Origin of the sequence: Paenibacillus sp. FSL R7-0297, assembly GCF_038009025.1 — a bacterium.
Lineage (GTDB): Bacteria > Bacillota > Bacilli > Paenibacillales > Paenibacillaceae > Paenibacillus_AQ.
This window is the reverse complement of the sequence record NZ_JBBPAQ010000001.1, coordinates 2176811-2195080: the sequence shown is the minus strand read 5'-3', so window position 1 is coordinate 2195080 and position 18270 is coordinate 2176811. Positions and strand designations below refer to the sequence as shown.

At 52.9% G+C, this 18270-nt stretch carries 14 protein-coding genes; 4 read left to right on the top strand and 10 right to left on the bottom strand.

Annotation, left to right across the window (positions count from 1 at the left end; translation table 11 throughout):
• Positions 1–29 precede the first annotated feature (29 nt).
• The 4 genes from MKZ24_RS09685 to MKZ24_RS09670 all read right to left on the bottom strand — a co-directional run bounded on the left by MKZ24_RS09685 (position 30) and on the right by MKZ24_RS09670 (position 6851).
• Positions 30–1721 carry a sugar ABC transporter substrate-binding protein gene (locus tag MKZ24_RS09685; protein WP_042239621.1) on the bottom strand — a complete coding sequence of 564 codons (1692 nt, stop codon included), beginning with the start codon at positions 1719–1721 and terminating at the stop codon, positions 30–32.
• Between the two features lie 114 nt (positions 1722–1835).
• Positions 1836–3380 carry a response regulator gene (locus MKZ24_RS09680; RefSeq protein WP_340782442.1) on the bottom strand — a complete coding sequence of 515 codons (1545 nt, stop codon included), beginning with the start codon at positions 3378–3380 and terminating at the stop codon, positions 1836–1838.
• Positions 3381–3383: 3 nt separating this feature from the next.
• Entirely contained in the window at positions 3384–5201 is a 1818-nt protein-coding gene (locus MKZ24_RS09675) for a sensor histidine kinase (protein ID WP_042239624.1), read from the bottom strand.
• Positions 5202–5309: 108 nt separating this feature from the next.
• On the bottom strand, positions 5310–6851 hold the full coding sequence (locus MKZ24_RS09670) for a response regulator (RefSeq protein WP_340782437.1): 1542 nt from the start codon (positions 6849–6851) through the stop codon (positions 5310–5312).
• Between the two features lie 211 nt (positions 6852–7062).
• Between MKZ24_RS09670 and MKZ24_RS09665 the strand changes: the two genes are divergently transcribed.
• Positions 7063–7413: a hypothetical protein gene (locus tag MKZ24_RS09665; protein ID WP_042239628.1), complete on the top strand. Its 351-nt coding sequence runs from the start codon at positions 7063–7065 to the stop codon at positions 7411–7413.
• A 207-nt stretch (positions 7414–7620) separates the two neighbouring features.
• Positions 7621–8175 carry a UbiX family flavin prenyltransferase gene (locus MKZ24_RS09660; RefSeq protein ID WP_042239629.1) on the top strand — a complete coding sequence of 185 codons (555 nt, stop codon included), beginning with the start codon at positions 7621–7623 and terminating at the stop codon, positions 8173–8175.
• 104 nt (positions 8176–8279) lie between these two features.
• On the opposite strand, the gene MKZ24_RS09655 is transcribed toward MKZ24_RS09660, so the two are convergent.
• From MKZ24_RS09655 to MKZ24_RS09630, 6 genes are all read right to left on the bottom strand, one after another.
• A complete protein-coding gene (locus MKZ24_RS09655; protein ID WP_340782434.1) occupies positions 8280–9671 on the bottom strand; it encodes an ADP-ribosylglycohydrolase family protein in 1392 nt (463 codons plus the stop codon).
• A 3-nt stretch (positions 9672–9674) separates the two neighbouring features.
• Positions 9675–10631, bottom strand: a complete 957-nt coding sequence (locus MKZ24_RS09650; protein WP_042239632.1) for a nucleoside hydrolase — start codon at positions 10629–10631, stop codon at positions 9675–9677.
• Between the two features lie 97 nt (positions 10632–10728).
• A complete protein-coding gene (locus MKZ24_RS09645) occupies positions 10729–11667 on the bottom strand; it encodes an ABC transporter permease (protein WP_042239634.1) in 939 nt (312 codons plus the stop codon).
• On the bottom strand, positions 11664–12710 hold the full coding sequence (locus MKZ24_RS09640) for an ABC transporter permease (protein WP_042239635.1): 1047 nt from the start codon (positions 12708–12710) through the stop codon (positions 11664–11666). The genes MKZ24_RS09645 and MKZ24_RS09640 overlap by 4 nt, the downstream gene beginning before the upstream one ends.
• On the bottom strand, positions 12703–14265 hold the full coding sequence (locus MKZ24_RS09635) for an ABC transporter ATP-binding protein (protein WP_042239637.1): 1563 nt from the start codon (positions 14263–14265) through the stop codon (positions 12703–12705). The genes MKZ24_RS09640 and MKZ24_RS09635 overlap by 8 nt, the downstream gene beginning before the upstream one ends.
• 132 nt (positions 14266–14397) lie before the next feature.
• Positions 14398–15534: a BMP family ABC transporter substrate-binding protein gene (locus MKZ24_RS09630; protein ID WP_042239639.1), complete on the bottom strand. Its 1137-nt coding sequence runs from the start codon at positions 15532–15534 to the stop codon at positions 14398–14400.
• 326 nt (positions 15535–15860) lie between these two features.
• On the opposite strand from MKZ24_RS09630, the gene MKZ24_RS09625 reads away from it, so the two are divergent.
• Together MKZ24_RS09625 and MKZ24_RS09620 are read left to right on the top strand one after the other, a co-directional pair.
• A complete protein-coding gene (locus tag MKZ24_RS09625; RefSeq protein WP_042239640.1) occupies positions 15861–16616 on the top strand; it encodes a helix-turn-helix domain-containing protein in 756 nt (251 codons plus the stop codon).
• Positions 16617–16910: 294 nt separating this feature from the next.
• Entirely contained in the window at positions 16911–18254 is a 1344-nt protein-coding gene (locus MKZ24_RS09620; protein WP_340782426.1) for a UbiD family decarboxylase, read from the top strand.
• The last annotated feature ends 16 nt before the right edge of the window (positions 18255–18270 follow it).

Genomic DNA, 18270 nt, shown 5'->3' with positions numbered 1-18270 from the left:
CACCTTCTGATCCCGGAAACAGCGTTCCGTTATTTACTCCAGTTCTCAATTCTCCACTTAATCTGCTCATTGATCTTGTCTTCATATGCCTTCACATTAGCCTTTTCGATCTGTCCGGTGTAATCGGTCCATACGGAATCGAAATCTGCCGGGTCGGCAAGGATGGCTTTAGGCAGGAACTTGGTCTGCAGTTCATTCAGCTTGGTACTGGCTATTTTGGCATCCGATCCTTCAATTAAGTCGATGGACCAGGCAGGATAATAGACCGGATTGGCAGGAGGCTCACTGAAGAAGTCCACGTAAGAGTCAAAGCCATAGGCATCAAGCACTTCCTTGTCGAAAGGCTTCAGACCTGCTTTGTATTCTTCCGGCTGTGCAGCAGCATCCGTTGAGTTGCCGTCACTGAAGCTTCCTTCTGTTTTGGGCAGGTAATCAAACATCGCTTTGGCTTTGTTGGCCAGCTGCCAGGTGGCATCGGCTGCATTGTCACGCTGTTCCTGGGTTCTCATAAATCTGCCGTTCTCCACGATATAATCTTCGCCTTCCACACCCCAGGAGAACATTTTCTGCCAGTCTTCCTGGATCAGAGTGTCGAGCAGCTTGATGATCTGCACGGCATTTTTGGCATTGATACTGATACCGAAGCCGTTGTTAAGGTTAAGAACGGCAAGATCGCGGTAGTAGTCTTTGGTCGCCTCTTCGTATACGAGCGGAAGACCAACATAGGTGCGTTCAATTTTACCTTGGGTCGTCAGAGAATCCTCAGCAGCGTTGAAGTTCCAGTGCTGGTCGAACATCCCCAGTACGGTACCACTGGATATTTTCGCCATATACTGGTCATAGTTCTGTACAAAGGTCTCTTTATCGATCAGACCCTTCTGGTTGATTTCATTCAGCTTCTGGTAGTATTGCTTCGCATAATCTTTATTTGCAAACACTTCAGCTACGCCGTCATTGACAACCACACCGCCATCATTTGGATGGCCGATCAGATGCTGCGGCGCATTGAACAGACCCCAGTTTTTCCAGTCATAGTTCAGAATTTCGAACCCGATCGTCGGGCTTCCGTCGATTTTAGGATATTTCGCCTTATACTGCTCAATCAGGTCAAAGTATTGATCCAGTGTCTTCACCTGCGGATAATTGAATTCCTTGAGGACAGCTTTTTGAATCCAGAAGGCAGGTCCCGAATACCAGGAGCTGTTGACCTTACCATTGTATACACCGTAGTTAGGCAGGATATAAATATGGCCGTCGTTCGGGTCCTTCATCATGTTCCAGTATTCGGCATAATGCGCTTTCAAATTTGGCGCATGCTCCTCAATCAGGTCTTCCAGCGGAATATATGCCCCTGCTGCTGTAAGCTTGGTATTCCCGGTCATGAGGTCCGGGTAATCCTGGCCGGCAATCATGACGCCCAGCTTCTGGTTAATGTCACCTGCCAGGAATTCCATATCGAAGCTGGCTCCGGTTTCTTCCTTGATCTTCTTGTAAATCTTATTGTCCGGTGTCGGCTGTTGTCCAGCTGCGCCGATAAATACGCTTACCTTAAATGGTTCTATCTTTCCTCCTGTGTTAGCTGAAGCCGTTCCTGCCGCAGTTGTCTCTTCAGCTTTGCCCGCAGTATTGTTGTTGTTGCCCCCGCAGCCGGATAGCGTAAAGCTTAGGGATAACAGAACAATCAGGGAAAACTTGTACATCGCTTTCGACTTGCCCCCCATAAAGCACCTCCATAATGTGTTGGTCTTTAATTTGTAAGCACTTACATGTATGAATTATAGAGGTGATCCGCCGGCTAAAATACGACCGAATTAAAGGTATACCCCCATAAAAGTTTAGAACTTTGCATGGCGGTATTCATTCGGGCCCATGTGCATCTCCTTTTCAAACCGTTTCAAAAACTGACCGTAATTGACATAACCCACACGTTCAGCTATCTCCGAGAGCTTCAGCTTGCTGCCGCGCAGCAGAACCGCCGCCTCCTGAATCCGCAGATGATGCAGCTGCTCATTGAAGGTCATGCCGTTCTTCTTAATCAGCAATTGCCCCAGATAGACGGGATGCAGGAAGAAGACCTCTGCCAGCTTCTGAATGCTCAGACTCTCCTGAAAATGCGCACCGATATACTCATTAATCTCCTGCACAATGCCATGCGACTTTTGATTCTGCTCACGCATCAGGAGATCAATTGCCATTTCACCGCACATTAATAAGCGGCTGAGCAATTCATCCAGCGGGATCATGGCCTGCTGGATCTCCGCGATTCCAGACCCAGCCGTCACCTGCTCCCCGCCTCCGTCCTCCGCCCCGGGCGCGAGCTCGGTGATCCGGTACATGAGATGAATCACAATTTTCCGAACCACCTCCGGCGCCACCTGCTGTGCACGGAAGCTGCAGTCCGCTTCCTCCAGCGCTCTGCGGTAACCGTCCGCATCGAGCAGATTAACAGAATCAAGCAGGGCATCCATTAGCCGGATATGATCATAATGATAGCTGAAGGGATGGCCCTGTATCCCGCGGTAAGCCAGAATCCCGGCATACTCAGGATTATAGAAAAAATGCTGCAAAGCCTCTTTGGCACTGCGGTAACTCTCCGCGATCCCCGGCAGGGAGTCCTCAGGGGCTCCAATGGCCATATAGATCTGTCTGCTGCCGTATTCCTGCCGGAGGAAATTCAGCCCCTCTTCTATTGCTCCGCCTTCAGGGCTATCTGCCGGCATACCGTATACAATCCCGAGAATGCCCGCTTCCAGATCCATCATCACCATGGCCGGATAGGCAGCCAACTGGGTAGCCGCCCTTCCCCGCAGCTCTGTATACAGCTCCGGGACAGTCTGAATCAGACAAAGATTCCAGAGCCCGACCCCCTGAAAGCCAGGCAGACGATCCAGCAGCTCCTGAAGCGCCGGGTCTGCTTTTTTCCCGTACAGCAGTCCTCTAATCAAGGCCACCGCCTCTTCTTCAGAGGCAATCTCATGAATCATTCTGCGGTTCGCTTCCTGTTCCAGCTCCTGATGAATTTCCCGCAATTCCTCAGCGGCCTCCTCCGGAAAGACCGGCTTCAGCAGATAATGGCTGATTCCGTAGCTGATGGCCGTACGGGCATATTCAAATTCACTGTAGCCGCTCAGAATCACGAACTTGGGTCTGCCGGCATCCTGCTCTTGCCAGGCCTCTATCATCTCCAAACCATTCATGAGCGGCATGTTCACATCTGTAATCACCAGGTCCGGCTCCAGCAGCTTCATCAGCCGCAGCCCCTCGCGGCCGTTGCCGCAGGTTCCGCACAGCTCGAAGCCGAGTTCCTCCCAATCGATCCACAGCTGCATGCCTTCGAGGGCGCTCGGCTCATCATCAACTAATAATACTTTGTATTTCACAGGTTACACCTCGCCTTCCAAGGGATGATTCAACTCCAGCAGCCTGAGCGGAATGCCGAAGGTGACCAAGGTCCCCAGACCCGGTGTGCTGGATATCTCGAAGCGCACCTGATCGGCATAATATAGTTCAAGCCTGCGGTAGACGTTGCGGATTCCGATATTGGTCCCGGAGGAGTCCTCCTTGCGGATGGCATACAGCAGCTCTTTAAGCTTATCCGGCTCTATGCCTTTGCCGTTATCCGATACGCTAATCTGCAGCCGGTTATCCAGCACTGCCGTGCTCACCCGGATAATGCCAAGCCCTTCAATCGTCTGCAATCCATGCTTACAGGAGTTCTCGACCAGCGGCTGCATGCTCAGCTTCGGAATTTTATATTTCAGTGACTGCTCATCAATCTCAAACACATAGTCGAATTTATCCCTGAACCTGAATTTCTCAATTTTGAGATACATCTCGATGAATGTGATCTCCTCCTGCACCGACACCAGGTCTTCCTTCCAGCTGAGCAGCCTGCGCAGCAGCTTCGACAGGCTTTTCACAATATCCGTAACATCGGAATATTTATTCTTGGTGCAGACCACCAGAATCGCATTCAGCGTATTGAACAGAAAATGGGGGTTCATCTGGCTCTGCAGGAAGTTCAGCTCCGCCCTGACGCGCTCCATCTCCAGATTCTTGCTCTGAATCTCCAGCTTATACACATCGTTGATCAGCGAGTGGATTCTGGAGGTCATCCGGTTGAAATTGTGAATTAAGCCGCCAATCTCATCCCGCCCCTCATCGATGGTGATCAGCTCAAACTTCTCGTTAGACACCTTTTGCATATGGCGGGACAGGCGTTTCACCCGGTAATTGTAAGAGCGCAGCATAATATAGATGAACCCGCTGGTCAGCAGCGTAAGCGTTGTTGCCAGCACAGCCGCGTACAGACGTATATCCAGAATCGCTTTAGAAATCCGCTCACCCTGGGTGATCCCGGCAATTCTCCACCCTTTGAGATAGTTAGCCGTGCCTACAGGTACTATCTGAACATCCTCCTCTTGACCGCTACCCAGCTGATTGAATACAGGATAGGGCTCTTTGGTGAGCCGCTGATAGCCGCTGTCCGCTGACATGACAATCTTGTTCTGCTCATTGATGAGGTAGAGACTTAAGTAATCCTTCTCCCGGACAATAATGTCGTAGATCTCATTAAGATCCAGATCAATGCGCAGCACTTTCTCATACTTATTCAAGTTTCTGTAATTATCCATCGTTTGAACTACACTTAGCGTAGGGATTGACGATGCCAGATTCTTATTCTCACTCGTCCGGTAGGCGGTAACAAACACCTGGGTACTCGCATTCTTCGCCTGTCTATACCAATCGCTGGCCCACACCTTGTCATTCATGACCTGATAATTCCCGCCGGATACAATGGTGCGGTTGTCCGTGTAAATGCTAATCCGCTCCAGCTGGTTGTTAACAGGCATGTAGCTGTTCATCCGGTCCCTCAGCTGTTCGTCGAACATACTATAGAATTCTATGGAGTCCGTGTAGGTGCGTTCCAGCATCTCGTACAGATTCTTATCCGTAGACAATGCATAACCGACGGAGACCCCCCCTTCGATGAAATCAAGAATATCCTTACGCGCCCGTTCCAGAGAAATCTCCAGGTTCTGCTGTTCTCTGGATTTGATAAGATCCGTAATGCGGTCCAGAAATACAAGATTAAGCACCATGATAGGCAGGAGTACACCGACAATATAAATCAGGTAGAACTTGTAATTGAGCGGGATATCGTTAACAATCGTCGTGAATTTGAATCTTTTTCTCCACATGCCTTATGCACCCGGCTTTCTTATCATTATAAAATTTATAAGATCTCGGGGTCCCCGCAAAGTACCTGAGTAACCTTCGAAGCCAAAGCCCCACTTTGTGGGGTTATCTCATAGCTGCTTGTTCTTATTGGCATTCTTGTAGACTGAAGGTGAAGACCCAACCCTCCCCTTGAACTTGTCGATAAAATAATCCGTATTCGAAAAGCCCACCTGCAGTGCGATATCCGATATCTTGAGCTGGGTGCGCTTAAGCAGGCTCTTGGCCGCTTCAATTCGTTTCTCATTCAGATAATCGCTGAAGCTCCGGCCCGTTTCCTTACGGAACAGTTGGCCCAAATAAGCCGAATTCATATGAAACTGTTTGGCAATATCCTGAAGCTGCAGCTTACTCCGGAATTCAAGATCCACGTACTGAATAACATTATAGATCGTATCCCCCTCATTATCCGCCCGTAATTCAGCCAGATAAGCCGCTGCCTGCAGGCAGAGCTTGTCCACATACAGACTCAGCCTGTAATAATCGGCGAGTCCGCCCAGATCGCCATACTCCGTCCGCATCGCATTCATGATTCGGTCGGGATCTCCCTGCATTTCTGCGATGCTCCGGCATAAGGTCATCTCCAGATGGGCCACCTCGGCCTGGGCTGCATCAATCCTCAGCGGCTTGGCCGTAATGGCAGCGAATGCTTCCCTGACACAACTCTGAATCTGCCCAGTCTCGCCTGCCTTGACCTTCTCCAGCACACAGGTGAAGTGCCCTTCAGCTAATTCCAGGGACTGGCCCTTTGCTCCCAGGTCATTATAGTAGAAGATCCCCCCCTTCTCCCGGCGGCACTTCAATCCCCAGACCTCAAGGCTCTGTGTGTACAGTTCCTGGATAGAGCCCGCCCCTCTCCGCTTGCCGCTGATCAGTACGGCCACAGGTACGCCAAGCTTCTCCGACTGTGCCCTCTGTACCTGGGCGGCGGCTGCCTCAATGGCTTCGGAGGACATCCCCGCACACCGCACAATAAGACCCGGCCTGCCCGCTGGGTCCTGAAAGACATAGCCAAGCTCACCCGGGAATCCTTCCCCATCCCCTTCATTCAGGCTTATTGTGCTTGATACAGCAGCAGTAAGGATACACTGCAGCTCTGTCTCAGGCTGAAGATCCATCAGCCTATCCGCTGCGCACCCCAGCTCTTCGCTCCATTCCCCCTGAATGAACCGGTTGATCAGATTATGGACCAGGAAGCTTTGCTTCTTGCGGCCCTCATTCTTGGAAGCGATTTCATTTCGGATGATGGCTCTGATCTTCAAGAGCAGCGCCCCGATCTCTTCATCATCGACCGGCTTCAGCAGATAACCATCCACCTTTTGGCGCAGCGCAATGCGGGCATAGTTGAAATCGTCGTATCCGCTCAGAATAACGAATCTGGGCGGGTGGTCCATCACTTCCTTCACGGCAGCAATCAGCTCGAGTCCGTTCATTACGGGAAGGTTGATATCCGTAAGCAGCAGGTCCGGCTTATGCTCCTGAATTAACCGGAGGGCCTCCACAGCGCTAAGCGCTTCGGCGCATACTTCGTAACCGGATTTCTCCCAGTCGACCATCGTCCTAAGTCCTTCAAGCACCCACGGTTCATCGTCAACAATCATGACTTTCAGCATGAGCCTCGCTCCAATCCCCGAATCTAAATTTTGTCAGTAAATGAATTACAAATAATGCTAACATACAAGTTCAATGATGTGAATTACAACTTAATCAGATACCGGAGTCATATAAAGTAACATTGATCATTTACTTTTTGCGGATATTCTCTATAATTAGGGTTAATTTTATTGATTATCCGGCATTATCTCACACAGGGAAGTGATATGCTTGACGGTAAACAGTCTTCTATCCTCCAATGAATTCAAGAAGCGCCTCTCCCGCTGCTACAATGAAGTGCATAGGGAACTGTATGGGGTAGGTGTCACACAGCTGAGAATAGATGCCGCCGGCGAATCGATGATCCTCTTTCTGGTGAAGCATCAGCGGGTAACTGCGCTGCGGGCACTGGAAGAGAACTATCCCGAGCTGAAGCAGTCGGTGGATGCTGCGCTCCATCAGGAGTTCAAGCGGATCTTCCGGAAGAAGCTAGCCGATGAGCTGGATTTGCCTGTCACCGGTGTACTCCGGGATTATGATCCGGGCACAGGGTGGGCCAGCACGATCATTATCAGTGAATAACAAGATCCCCCCACAAAGCGGGGCTTTGGCTTCGATGAAGCGAAGCATGTACCTTCTTATCTTATAACCGGCTGCATCCGGATTGTATCCTGATGCGCTGACTACGCCTATGGCTCGCCAGATTTCTGTTTACAGACTGAAGGAAGCCGTTGATTAGAGGATCCCTCTATTTCAGCGGCTTCTTTTCATTTCAAAGGAGCATACGCCATGAAAATTATTGTCGGCATTACCGGAGCCAGCGGCTCCATTTACGCCTACTCCCTGATCCGCAGCCTGCACCGGCTTGGGATCGAAACCTATGTCATCGCCACAGGTGCCGGAGAGAATGTGATGAAATACGAGTGTGGTGCGGATATGCAGGAATTGGCCGGATATGCCACTGTGCTGTCCAATACAGATCTGTTCGCTCCTGTAGCCAGCGGCTCCTTCAAGACAGATGGGATGGTGATTATTCCCTGTTCAATGAATACGCTGGGAGCTATCGCTAACGGCATGGGGGATACACTCCTTAGCCGGGCAGCCAGTGTGGTGCTCAAGGAGAAGCGGCGGCTGCTTATCGTTCCGCGCGAAACCCCGCTCCATCTGATTCATCTGGAGAATATGGTGCGGATTGCCCGGGCGGGAGCGGATATCATGCCCGCTTCGCCGGGCTTTTACAATCATCCGACCGAGATCTGGGAGCTGGTGAACTTCATGAATGCCCGTGTTCTAGACGCGCTGGGGATTGATCATCAGCTGATGAAGCGCTGGGGGGAAGCTTAGGAGGGCTGTGCCGGCCTTCTGCCGAAACAGGGAAGCCCGCAGCCTGTGTGGCATGGCTGCGGGCTTCCCTGTTTTTTTGAGATACAATATTGTAAGAAATAATCCTATTCTCCCAGCTCTGCCCGGATCTTCAGGAACACCTGATAGCTCCGCTCGGCAACCTCCGAAATCGCAATCGGGTGGAAGCCCGGCAGATCCGCGTACAGCAGATCATTCAGCGGTGCGGTCCAACTGGCGGGAAGCCGGGCTGCGCCCAGCTTCGCTCCCATAATGGAGCCGACTGTGGCACCATTGCAGTCTGTATCCATCCCGGCAGAGACAGAGGTAACCACGGCTTTCTCGAAGTCATTGCCGCCGTATATAAGCGAAGCTGCAACGATAGCGGCGTTGTTATTGGTATGCACCGGGTCATAATGGCTGAACTCGTTCCATAGTGTGCTAACCAGCTCGCGCTCACTGCCTGCCTGCTGTGCGATCTCCATACCCCGCCGCACATCCCGGGTCAGCCTGCTGGTCTGCGGTATCTCGCTCAGCCCAATCTCTACAATCTCTTCATTATCCAGGCCCGCGAATGCAGCAGAGATCATTGCAGCATTGAACATTTCGCCGTAGATCCCGTTCTTCACATGGGAGAAGGAGGCATCCCGCCAGCCCAGCTCCGCCGCAAGCTCGGGGTTCCCGGCCGCGCCATAGGCCAAGGCGTCCGCACGGATGGCCGCCCCGATCCATTCCCGGTACGGATTCAGATGCATGCGCACCCGCTCCTGCCGCAGCGGCCAATCCTCCGGCTTCTCACCGTGCAGATGGGAGGTTTCGCCGGCAAAGTTCATATAGGCCTGTGTTTCTGCTGTACATACCTGGCTGTAGGTCAGATGCCCGTGCCACAGCTTGCCGATATCCCAGGAGTCCCAGTCCAGCCCCTTTTGCTCCAGCAGCATCAGGCCAAGGACGGTATAACGGATATCGTCGTCACTCTCCATGTAGGTGATCTTCTCGCGTGTACTGGTGAAGGACCAGTCGCTCAAGCCCAGGCCGTATTCAGCCTGTGCCGTAGAGTACTCAGGTGTATACCCTGTAATCGGCCAGGCATCGGCACCGCGGAACCACAGCTCGATGTTCTCCCAGCCGGTACGGCCGTCCTTTCCGTACAGATAATCCCAATACTCCAGCGGCTTGCCCAGCGCACAGCCTACACTCCGGCCAAGCCAGGCTCCATAGAACCTGTCCCTCCACTCTTCCGGTGTCCAATTCACCGCAAGCTTACGCAGACCTCCGGGGCGCAGCCGTCTGATCGATGCCAGATCCGAAGGCTCCTCGTAAGGAAAGTCGGCGCCCACCGGAAGGGCCATCAGCTCCCGGTATACCTCCATGAGCTTGCCCTCATCACTTCCGGCAGCAGCCAGCTTCTCTGCCAGACTCCCTGGCTGGCAGCCTTCCTCTATCCGCTGCTGCAGCTCCAGCCGCACCGTCTCCTGCAGGCGTTCCCAGCCTGCCATCCGCTACAATTCTCCCGCCGCAGGCAGGGACCCGCGGTCTAACCGCTCCAGTGAATCAAACAGCAGCTTGATAAAAGCTTCACGGTCTACACCGAGCAGCACCTCTGTATTGGCAGGCTGCTCCGGCTTCTTGCGCCGGTCAGCTACAGTCATCCCCCGGGTCAGCTTCCCTTCGGTTTCCACTGTTACATGCAGATGCTCCGATTCGAAGAGCTCCGGATGCAGCAGCCAGGCAATCGCGCACGGGTCATGCAGCGCATTGCCGATATAACCCATCTTTTTGCCGTAGATCGAATAGAAATCCAGCAGCTCTCCGACCATTACGGATACGGGTCCACGGGTTTTCAGCTCCTGAATCTCCTCTTCAAATATCGCCGCCTTATCCGTTACATCCAGTCCGCTCATTACAATGGGAATTCCGGATTCAAAGACAATCCGTGCCGCCTCCGGGTCGACATATATGTTGAACTCCGCCGTCCGGGTCACATTGCCATAGGCGAGCCCGCCTCCCATCAGGGAGATCTTCTCAATTCTGTCCTTCACTTCCGGATAAGCAGTAATCAGGAGGGCGATGTTCGTCAGCGGGGCTGTAGGCACCAGGGTAATCTTCTCTTCAGAAGACCGTATAATATCCAGCATGAATTCTACCGCTCCCTGTTCCACCGGCTTGAAGCGGCTCGCCGGAAGCGCGGGGCCATCCATGCCGGACTCCCCATGTGCTGCTTCTCCGGTTACCAGCTTGCCGAGCAGCGGTGCCGCCGCTCCTTTGGCAACGGGAATATCGGCATTTACAAAGCTGAGCACCTTGAGTGCATTATCGGTGATTTTATCCAGAACCTGGTTGCCACCAACCGTGGTAATGCCCCGGATCTCCAGCTGCCCGGGATGAGCCAGCGCAAGCAGAATGGCAATCGCGTCATCATGCCCCGGATCGCAGTCGATTATGATAGGTGTTGGCATCGTTGTCGCTCCCTTGTAAGTTGATTTCTAATCTAAAACGAAATTGAAACTGCTCCTATTGTGGTTGATAGTAACTAGGCTGCCCTCATAGCCTCAACTATTTGGTCGTAGTAGTCTTAAGCTTCTTGTTCTTCTTCCGGGTCTCCGAGACCGCGTATATAATCAGCCCCACTACCGTCGCCACGTAAGGAAGCGTAGCGATCAGCTCCGCCGGAATCTTCAGCACCTGCAGGGCATTGGAGAGCGCATCGGCGGCGCCGAAGAGCAGCGAGGTCAGCGCTGTTCCTACGGTGGTGCTCCGGCCCATGGATTCTGCAGCAATCGCAATCCAGCCCCGGCCGGCCACCATATCACGGGTAAACAGCGACAAATAGCCCATCGACATGTAGGCTCCGCCCAGACTGGCGAAGAAGCCGCTGAGCAGCAGCGCCGTGTACTGGATCCGGACCACGCTGACTCCAACCGACTGGGCCGCATGCGGATTCTCGCCTACCGAGCGGATACGCAGCCCCAGCGGGGTGCGGTTCAGCAGATAATAGACCACAAGCACAGACAGAATCGAGAAGTAGGTCAGAATGTGGTGTCCCGACAGAATCGGACCTAGCACCGGAATATCCTTCAGCAGCGGAATCTGCACACTCGGCAGCACTTTACTCGCAAGGGAGGTCGATGAACCCTTGTCCCCGCTGAGCAGATACAGAATAAACACCGTTCCGCCTGAGGCGAACATATTAATCGCCACACCGCCTAGAATGATATGCGTCTTGAATTTCAAGGTGAAAAAGGCCAAAATCCCGGCAATCAGCGTTCCCGACAATACCGCACCCAGCAGCCCGACCCAGGCGCTATGCGTATAGGCGCTGACAATAACACCGGCCAGAGCCGAGACCAGCATAATCCCTTCCATCCCGATGTTGATGATTCCGGCACGGTTCGAGATGAGTGCTCCCAGTGCAGCGAACAGGATAGGTGTGGTCACACGCAGTACAGAGAAGGCAAAATCCGTCGTCAGAATGACATCCAGCAGACTGTTCATGCTTCCTTCGCCTCCTTCAGCAGCATGCGGTTCTTCCAGAACTTGAGGAACTGCTCAGCCGAAATCAGCAGGATAATCACAGCCTGAATGATCGAGATCATCTCGGAGGGTACGTCGGACAGCCGCGCCATCAGATCGGCTCCAATACGGATATAGGCCAGGAAGAGCGCAGAGACAATGACAGACAGCGGATTGTTCTTGGCCAGCATCGCCACCAGGGCACCATCGAGGCCGTAGCCCGGCAAAGACGTCCACTGAAAGCGGCTGTACATCCCGAGTACTTCCACCGAGCCGCCCATCCCGGCAATAAACCCGGCGATCAGATGCACGAGAATGATAACCTTGGCAGTCTTCATGCCAGAGTACCGGGCAAACTCCCGGTTGACGCCTGTCATCCGCAGCTCATAGCCCCATTTGGTCCGGTAGAGGAACAGATGGGCCAGTACAATCAGCACCAATACAATAATAAGTCCGGTATGAATCCGTGTGCCTGCAAAAAGCTTGCTCAGCTGCGCAGTTTTCTCGAATTTAAACGAGACGTTGGCGAAGGCCTTGGCATCCCGCAGATGATAGTTCAGCAGGTATAGCCCCACTCCGAACAGGATATTATTGAACATCAGCGAAGTCACCAGTTCATTGGCGTTCCACTTCGCTTTGAGAATTCCGGGAATGGCTGACAGCAGCGCCCCTGTGATAGAACCTGCTAATATCGCCACCAACGGATGCAGCCAACTGTTCAGGCTGAGATGAATCGCTAGTACAGAGGCCACGACACCGGAGAAATAAAAGATTCCCTCTGCCCCCAGGTTGAACATATTGGCCCGGAACAGCAGCGAGACGGCAAGGCCGGTGAACATCAGCGGAATGGCCATCTCAATGACATTGCCGATATGCCCCTTGGTGGAGAACGGCTCCAGCAGGAAAATGCCAATCGTCTTGAGCGGCTGGTCACTGACCAGCGAGATGATCAGGAATGCGATAATCAGCGCAATGACAATAACCGCTGCCGTCCGGACCGCCTCAAAGTATTTTGCTCTAAACATGATTTAATGCCCTCCCGGTCTGCTCTTTGTCCTGCCGGTTAATGCCCAGCATATAGAGTCCCAGCTCTTCCTCACTCACGGCAGAAGGATTATCGAAATACGCAACGATCTGCCCCTCGTACATCACAAGGAGACTGTCGCTCAGCTCCAGAATTTCATTCAGATCGGCAGATACCAGAACTATGGCGCATTTGTCCGAGCGCAGCTCCAGCAGCTTCTGATGGATGAATTGTGCAGCACCGATATCGACACCCCGTGTCGGCTGCTCGGCGATCAGCAGCTGCGGATTCGTAGAGCACTCTCTTGCAACGACTACCTTCTGCATATTCCCGCCCGACAGCATGCCGATCGGCTGCTGAGGACCGGAGCAGCGCACTTTGAATTCTTCCACCAGCGAAGACGCCAGAGCAGCAATTCTGGAGCTGTGGAGAAAAAGCCCCTTATTCATGTCCTTCGAACGGTACCGCGTAGAGATCAGGTTGTCGGCAATACTGGCTTCTCCGGCGGAGCCCTGCCGCATCCGGTCCTCCGGGATATAAGATACGCCCAGGCTGCGGATGCCCAGAATATCCAGCCCGCGGATATCCGTCCCTTTTACACTTACCGCCCCACTGCCGGAGACGCCGCGCAGACCGCCGGTCAGCGCTTCAATCAGCTGCGTCTGTCCGTTCCCCTCAACACCGGCAATGCCGACAATCTGTCCTTCACGGACCGAGAAGCTAATCTCTGCGAGGAGTGCTTTGCCCAGACTGTCGGATACACTCAGCCCATCCACCGTAAGCACCGGCTTGCCATGTGGGATAGTGCTCTTGTCGTACTTCAGTACAACATCCCGGCCGACCATCAGCCGTGATATTTCCTGCTCTGTCACCTCGCGGGTCTCGAAGACCCCTTCGCTTCTGCCGCCTCGCATGATGGTGATCCGGTCACATATTGCTTTGACCTCCTTCAGTTTGTGCGAGATGAACACAATCGTGTGCCCCTGCTCCTTCAGCTGCTGAAGCTCGCGGAACAGCTCCTCTGTCTCCTGCGGAGTCAGCACAGCGGTCGGCTCGTCGAGGATGAGGATTTTGGCCCCGCGAACCAGCGCCTTCAGAATTTCCACCTTCTGCTTCATGCCGACCGACAGATCCTCCACCTTAGCCCTGGCGTTTACCGAGAGGTTATATTTGCGCGCCGTTTCCTCCGTCAGACGCACCGCTTCGCCAGCATTGAAGCCCACACCTTTTCGCGGCTCCATGCCCAGCACCATATTTTCGGCCACAGTAAAAGAAGGCACCAGCATGAAATGCTGATGAACCATGCCGATGCCGCGGTCAATTGCGTCCTGCGGGGACTGCAGCTTCACTTGTTCTCCCCGGATATAGACCGCGCCTTCACTCGGCTCCTCCATGCCGAACATGATCTTCATCAGAGTCGATTTCCCGGCTCCGTTCTCACCCGCAATCGCATGGATTTCGCCCTCCCGCAGGGAGAATTCGACATCCTTATTGGCAACAACGCCGTTCGGGTATACTTTGGTGATTCCCCGCATTTCCAGCAGAGCATTTGCCATGGGTCATCAACGCCTTTCAACTTGGGTGGTCTGCAAAAATAGGCAGCTGGAGTTCTCCCCAAGGGAAGAGCCTCCAACTGCAGAGCTGCATAAGCCAATTTCATTATATAAAGCTATCTTTGATCAATCGTCTTAAGGCTTCACGGCATTGCGGATCGCTTCGACTTCAGAGGTTTCCATGCCCATTGCATTGTCGACCGTAATTTCCTTGTTAATCAGCTTCTGCTTCACTTCTTCCACCTTGGCCTGCAGATCTGCCGGGAATACGTCTTTGTATATGTCATTCTCTGCAATCCCTACGCCGTCTTCAACGAAACCGAGCACATCGCGTTTGCCCATCTCAAGCGTCCCGTCCTGCAGTTTTTTCACTGCGCCGAGGATAGCCATATCGATCTTTTTAATCGCGGAAGTGACAATCAGGTTTGCCTTCTCACTATCGGTATCTTTCAGCAGCATCGCCTGGTCGGAATCGACACCGATGGCATACTTTGTCTTTTCCTTGGCTGCATCAAAGATTCCCAGTCCCGTACCGCCGGCTACGTTGAAAATAATATCCACACCAGAATTGTACTGGATCAGCGATAATTCCTTGCCTTTGGCAGGGTTCACGAAATCTCCGGCATAGGATACCGCTACCTTCACATCAGGATCAACATACTGCGCCCCCTGGATGTAACCCACCAGAAAGGCATTAATGCCGGGAATATCCATCCCGCCCAGGAAGCCGATTACGTTCTCCGGGTTGGCGTTTGGCATATCAGACTGGGTAGCAAGTGCCGCTGCCGCCCCTGCCAGGAATGAGACCTCATTGGTCGAATAGGACATGTTGTACATATTTTCAGGTGCTTCCTCGATGTCCGTATCATAGTTGATGAATTTTTTATCCGGATTCGCCTCTGCTGTTGCATTGAACATTTCCGTGATTTCCGAGCCGCCCGAGATGACAACATCCCAATCTTCGGCAGCGATATCATTAAAAGTTGGTTCCCACTTCGTCTTGTCGGCGCCCATTTCAACCACTTTCGTTTCCGCGCCGAGCTCGTCCTTCACTTTTTGCAGGCCGCTGTTCGCCGCATCAAAAAACGACTTGTCGCCTAGCGTTCCCGGAATAAGCAGCACAACCTTGAGCTTGTCCCCTGCAGCCGCCTCTCCGCCTTCAGCATTCGTTCCGGAGTTGACCGTATTTCCATTACCTGACGTGTTGTTTCCGCATGCAGTGACCAGTACCATAACCGTCATCAGTAATAAAGCGAGTATATTCTTTTTCATTTTCTAAGTTCACACCCCTGTTTGTAATAGATCAACGCTCATAAAATAGCATAAAGTTCCAATTACACGTTTTGTCTGACGGATAGCATCGGGCAGCATGAATAAAAGACTGTTGAAATTCTGAAAACAAGCAATTTACTTTGAAAAACAAACATTACATGTTACATTTCTCAAAAAAACCGCATAAATCCGAACAAGATGGCCAGTCCAGTTGAGAATCTTCGGTTTAATTGATAAGATCATAACAAAAGAAAAGATAAATATTTATATATTTTCGGTCATCTTTTTGTACGATTCGGCTAAATGACGATAAATGGAGGCTCATCATGGACCGTGTTCTATATATTGTAAATGCAGAGCATGAAGCAAATACGTATATCCCCCCGCATCAGCATGAATGTTTCGAGCTTGTGTATTATATCCATGGTCATGGGACCTGCAGCATTGGACCGCGCAGCTATCATTTCCGGCCCTTCACCTTTGGCCTGATTCCGGCGGGTTTCAAGCATGACGAGAATCATCAGCCCAGCCCGGAGGTGCTGTTCGTCGGCTTCCACTGCGGCAATCCGATTATCAATACGCTATCCGGCGTTTTTGACGATGATAAGGAACATACCGTACTGCAGACCCTGCAGCGGATGAATGCAGAATTCAAGCGCAAGCGTGACGGGTTCGCCGAGCTGCTGAATCTGCAAATGAGCGAAATTACCGTGTATCTGCAGCGGCTGCTCGCCGCCTCGGATTTCCATTCCCCGGCAGAGGATCAGATGCAGTATGTGCTGAATTATATGAATGAGCATTACCGCCATAAGCTCTCCGTGTCCTCTCTGGCAGAAATGTCCGGTTATAGCTACGACCGCTTCCGGCATCTGTTCAAGGAAAGATTTGGACATTCCCCGCACCGTTATCTTGTACTGAAGCGCCTGGATTATGCCAAATCTCTGCTGCTGCATACCCAAATGCATATTTCCGAGGTCTCTTCCGCTGCCGGATTCGTCAATGATGCCCAATTCTGCAATATGTTCAAAAGAGAGAGCGGACTCTCCCCGCGAACCTTCCGCATCAGAAGTAAGGTCATGTAATATAACATTAGTCATTTACTTTTTGCTTTTTTTCACTATAATGGAACTTAAGCTTACGTGATGATGACTTATACCGGCTGATCCCGATTATATCCAGATCCGCTGCCCCAATATAAGGTTTGCCCCATTTCTGTTCACAGAATGAAGGAAGCCGCGATTTAGAGAATCTTTTTTCTCTATGTCTGCGGCTTCTTTTTTTATTCCCTTTTTTGGAAGGTGCGCGAGTCAAGGCCCGCTGAAGCTTACAACGGCGAGCAGTTCAACAATGAACGAGGTGAAGGAGGTGCAGCCTGGATGGCATTCATGAATATGCGGCAATTGCTGGAGCACTGGGAACGCAGCGGCAGACTGCTGAAGGTCCGCAAGGAGGTGGACCCCAAGTTTGAGCTTGGGGCCGTGATTAAGGCCGTGAAGGGCAGGCAGCCTATGGTCTTCCAGAAGGTAAAAGGCTATTCCGTCCCGATGGCAGCCGGTCTTGGAGGCTCCAAAGAGCTGCTCGCCGAGAGTATGGGCATTCAGCCGGAAGACTTGCTGCCACGGCTGATCGAGGCCGTTGTTCATCCGTTGCCTACGAAGAACCAGGAGCAGGCTCCGGTACACGACAACGTCATTACGAGCCGGATTAATCTGCGGGAGCTGTTTCCGGTCTGCACCTATAACGCCTTGGACAGCGGAGCTTATTATGTCTCCGGGGTGATGGTCGTCAAAGGCGCGGACGGGCAGAAGCGCTACACCTCCATCCGGCGGATGCAGCTGCTGGACGGCAACCGGACCAGCATCCTGATCTCCTCCCCTGAATTATTCCAGCAGTACAGGGAATTCGAGGAACGCGGCGAGCCGATGGAGGCGGCATTCATGTTCGGCATCGTCCCGGCCGTCGTGCTGGCTTCCCAGGTCAGCACCCACCTGTTCCATGCCGATAAGCTGGAGGTCGCCTCTGCCCTGCTCGGCCAGCCGCTTGCGGTCGTCCGCTGCAAGTCGATCGATCTTGAAGTCCTGGCAGAAGCCGAGGTTGTGTTCGAGGGCCGGATTCTTCCCCGGGTCCGCGAACCGGAGGGTCCGTTCGGCGAACTCGGCGGTTACTACGGCCCGCGCACCGAGCAGCCGGTCGTCGAATTCTCCGCTGTCACCTACCGGAACAATCCGGTCTGGCAGACCATCCTCCCGGCCAGCTACGAAGAGAAGCTGCCGATGGCCATTGCACGCGAGATTGCCCTGCTGGGCTCCGTCCGCCAGGTCGTCCCCGGTGTTACAGACGTTCATATCACTATGGGCGGCGTCGGGCGCTACCATGCGGTCATCCGTATCCGAAAGGTACAGGAGGGCGACGGCAAAACCGCCCTGCTCGCCGCCTTCGCCAGCGACAAGGACCTCAAGCATGTGGTCGTTGTCGACGAGGACGTCAACCTGCTGGACCCGCTTGATGTGGAGTGGGCGATCGCCACCCGTGTCCAGGCTGACCTGGACACCTTCATTGTCACTGGAGCAAAGGGTTCTCCGCTTGAGCCCTCGCACAACCTGCGCGGCGTCACCGCCAAAATGGGCATCGACGCCACCTTCCCGCTGGCTGAAGCGGAGCATTACCGGCGGACCTCCATCCCCGGCCAGGAGGAAATTGAACTGGCGAGTTATTTATAGACGATGAAGCCGGATC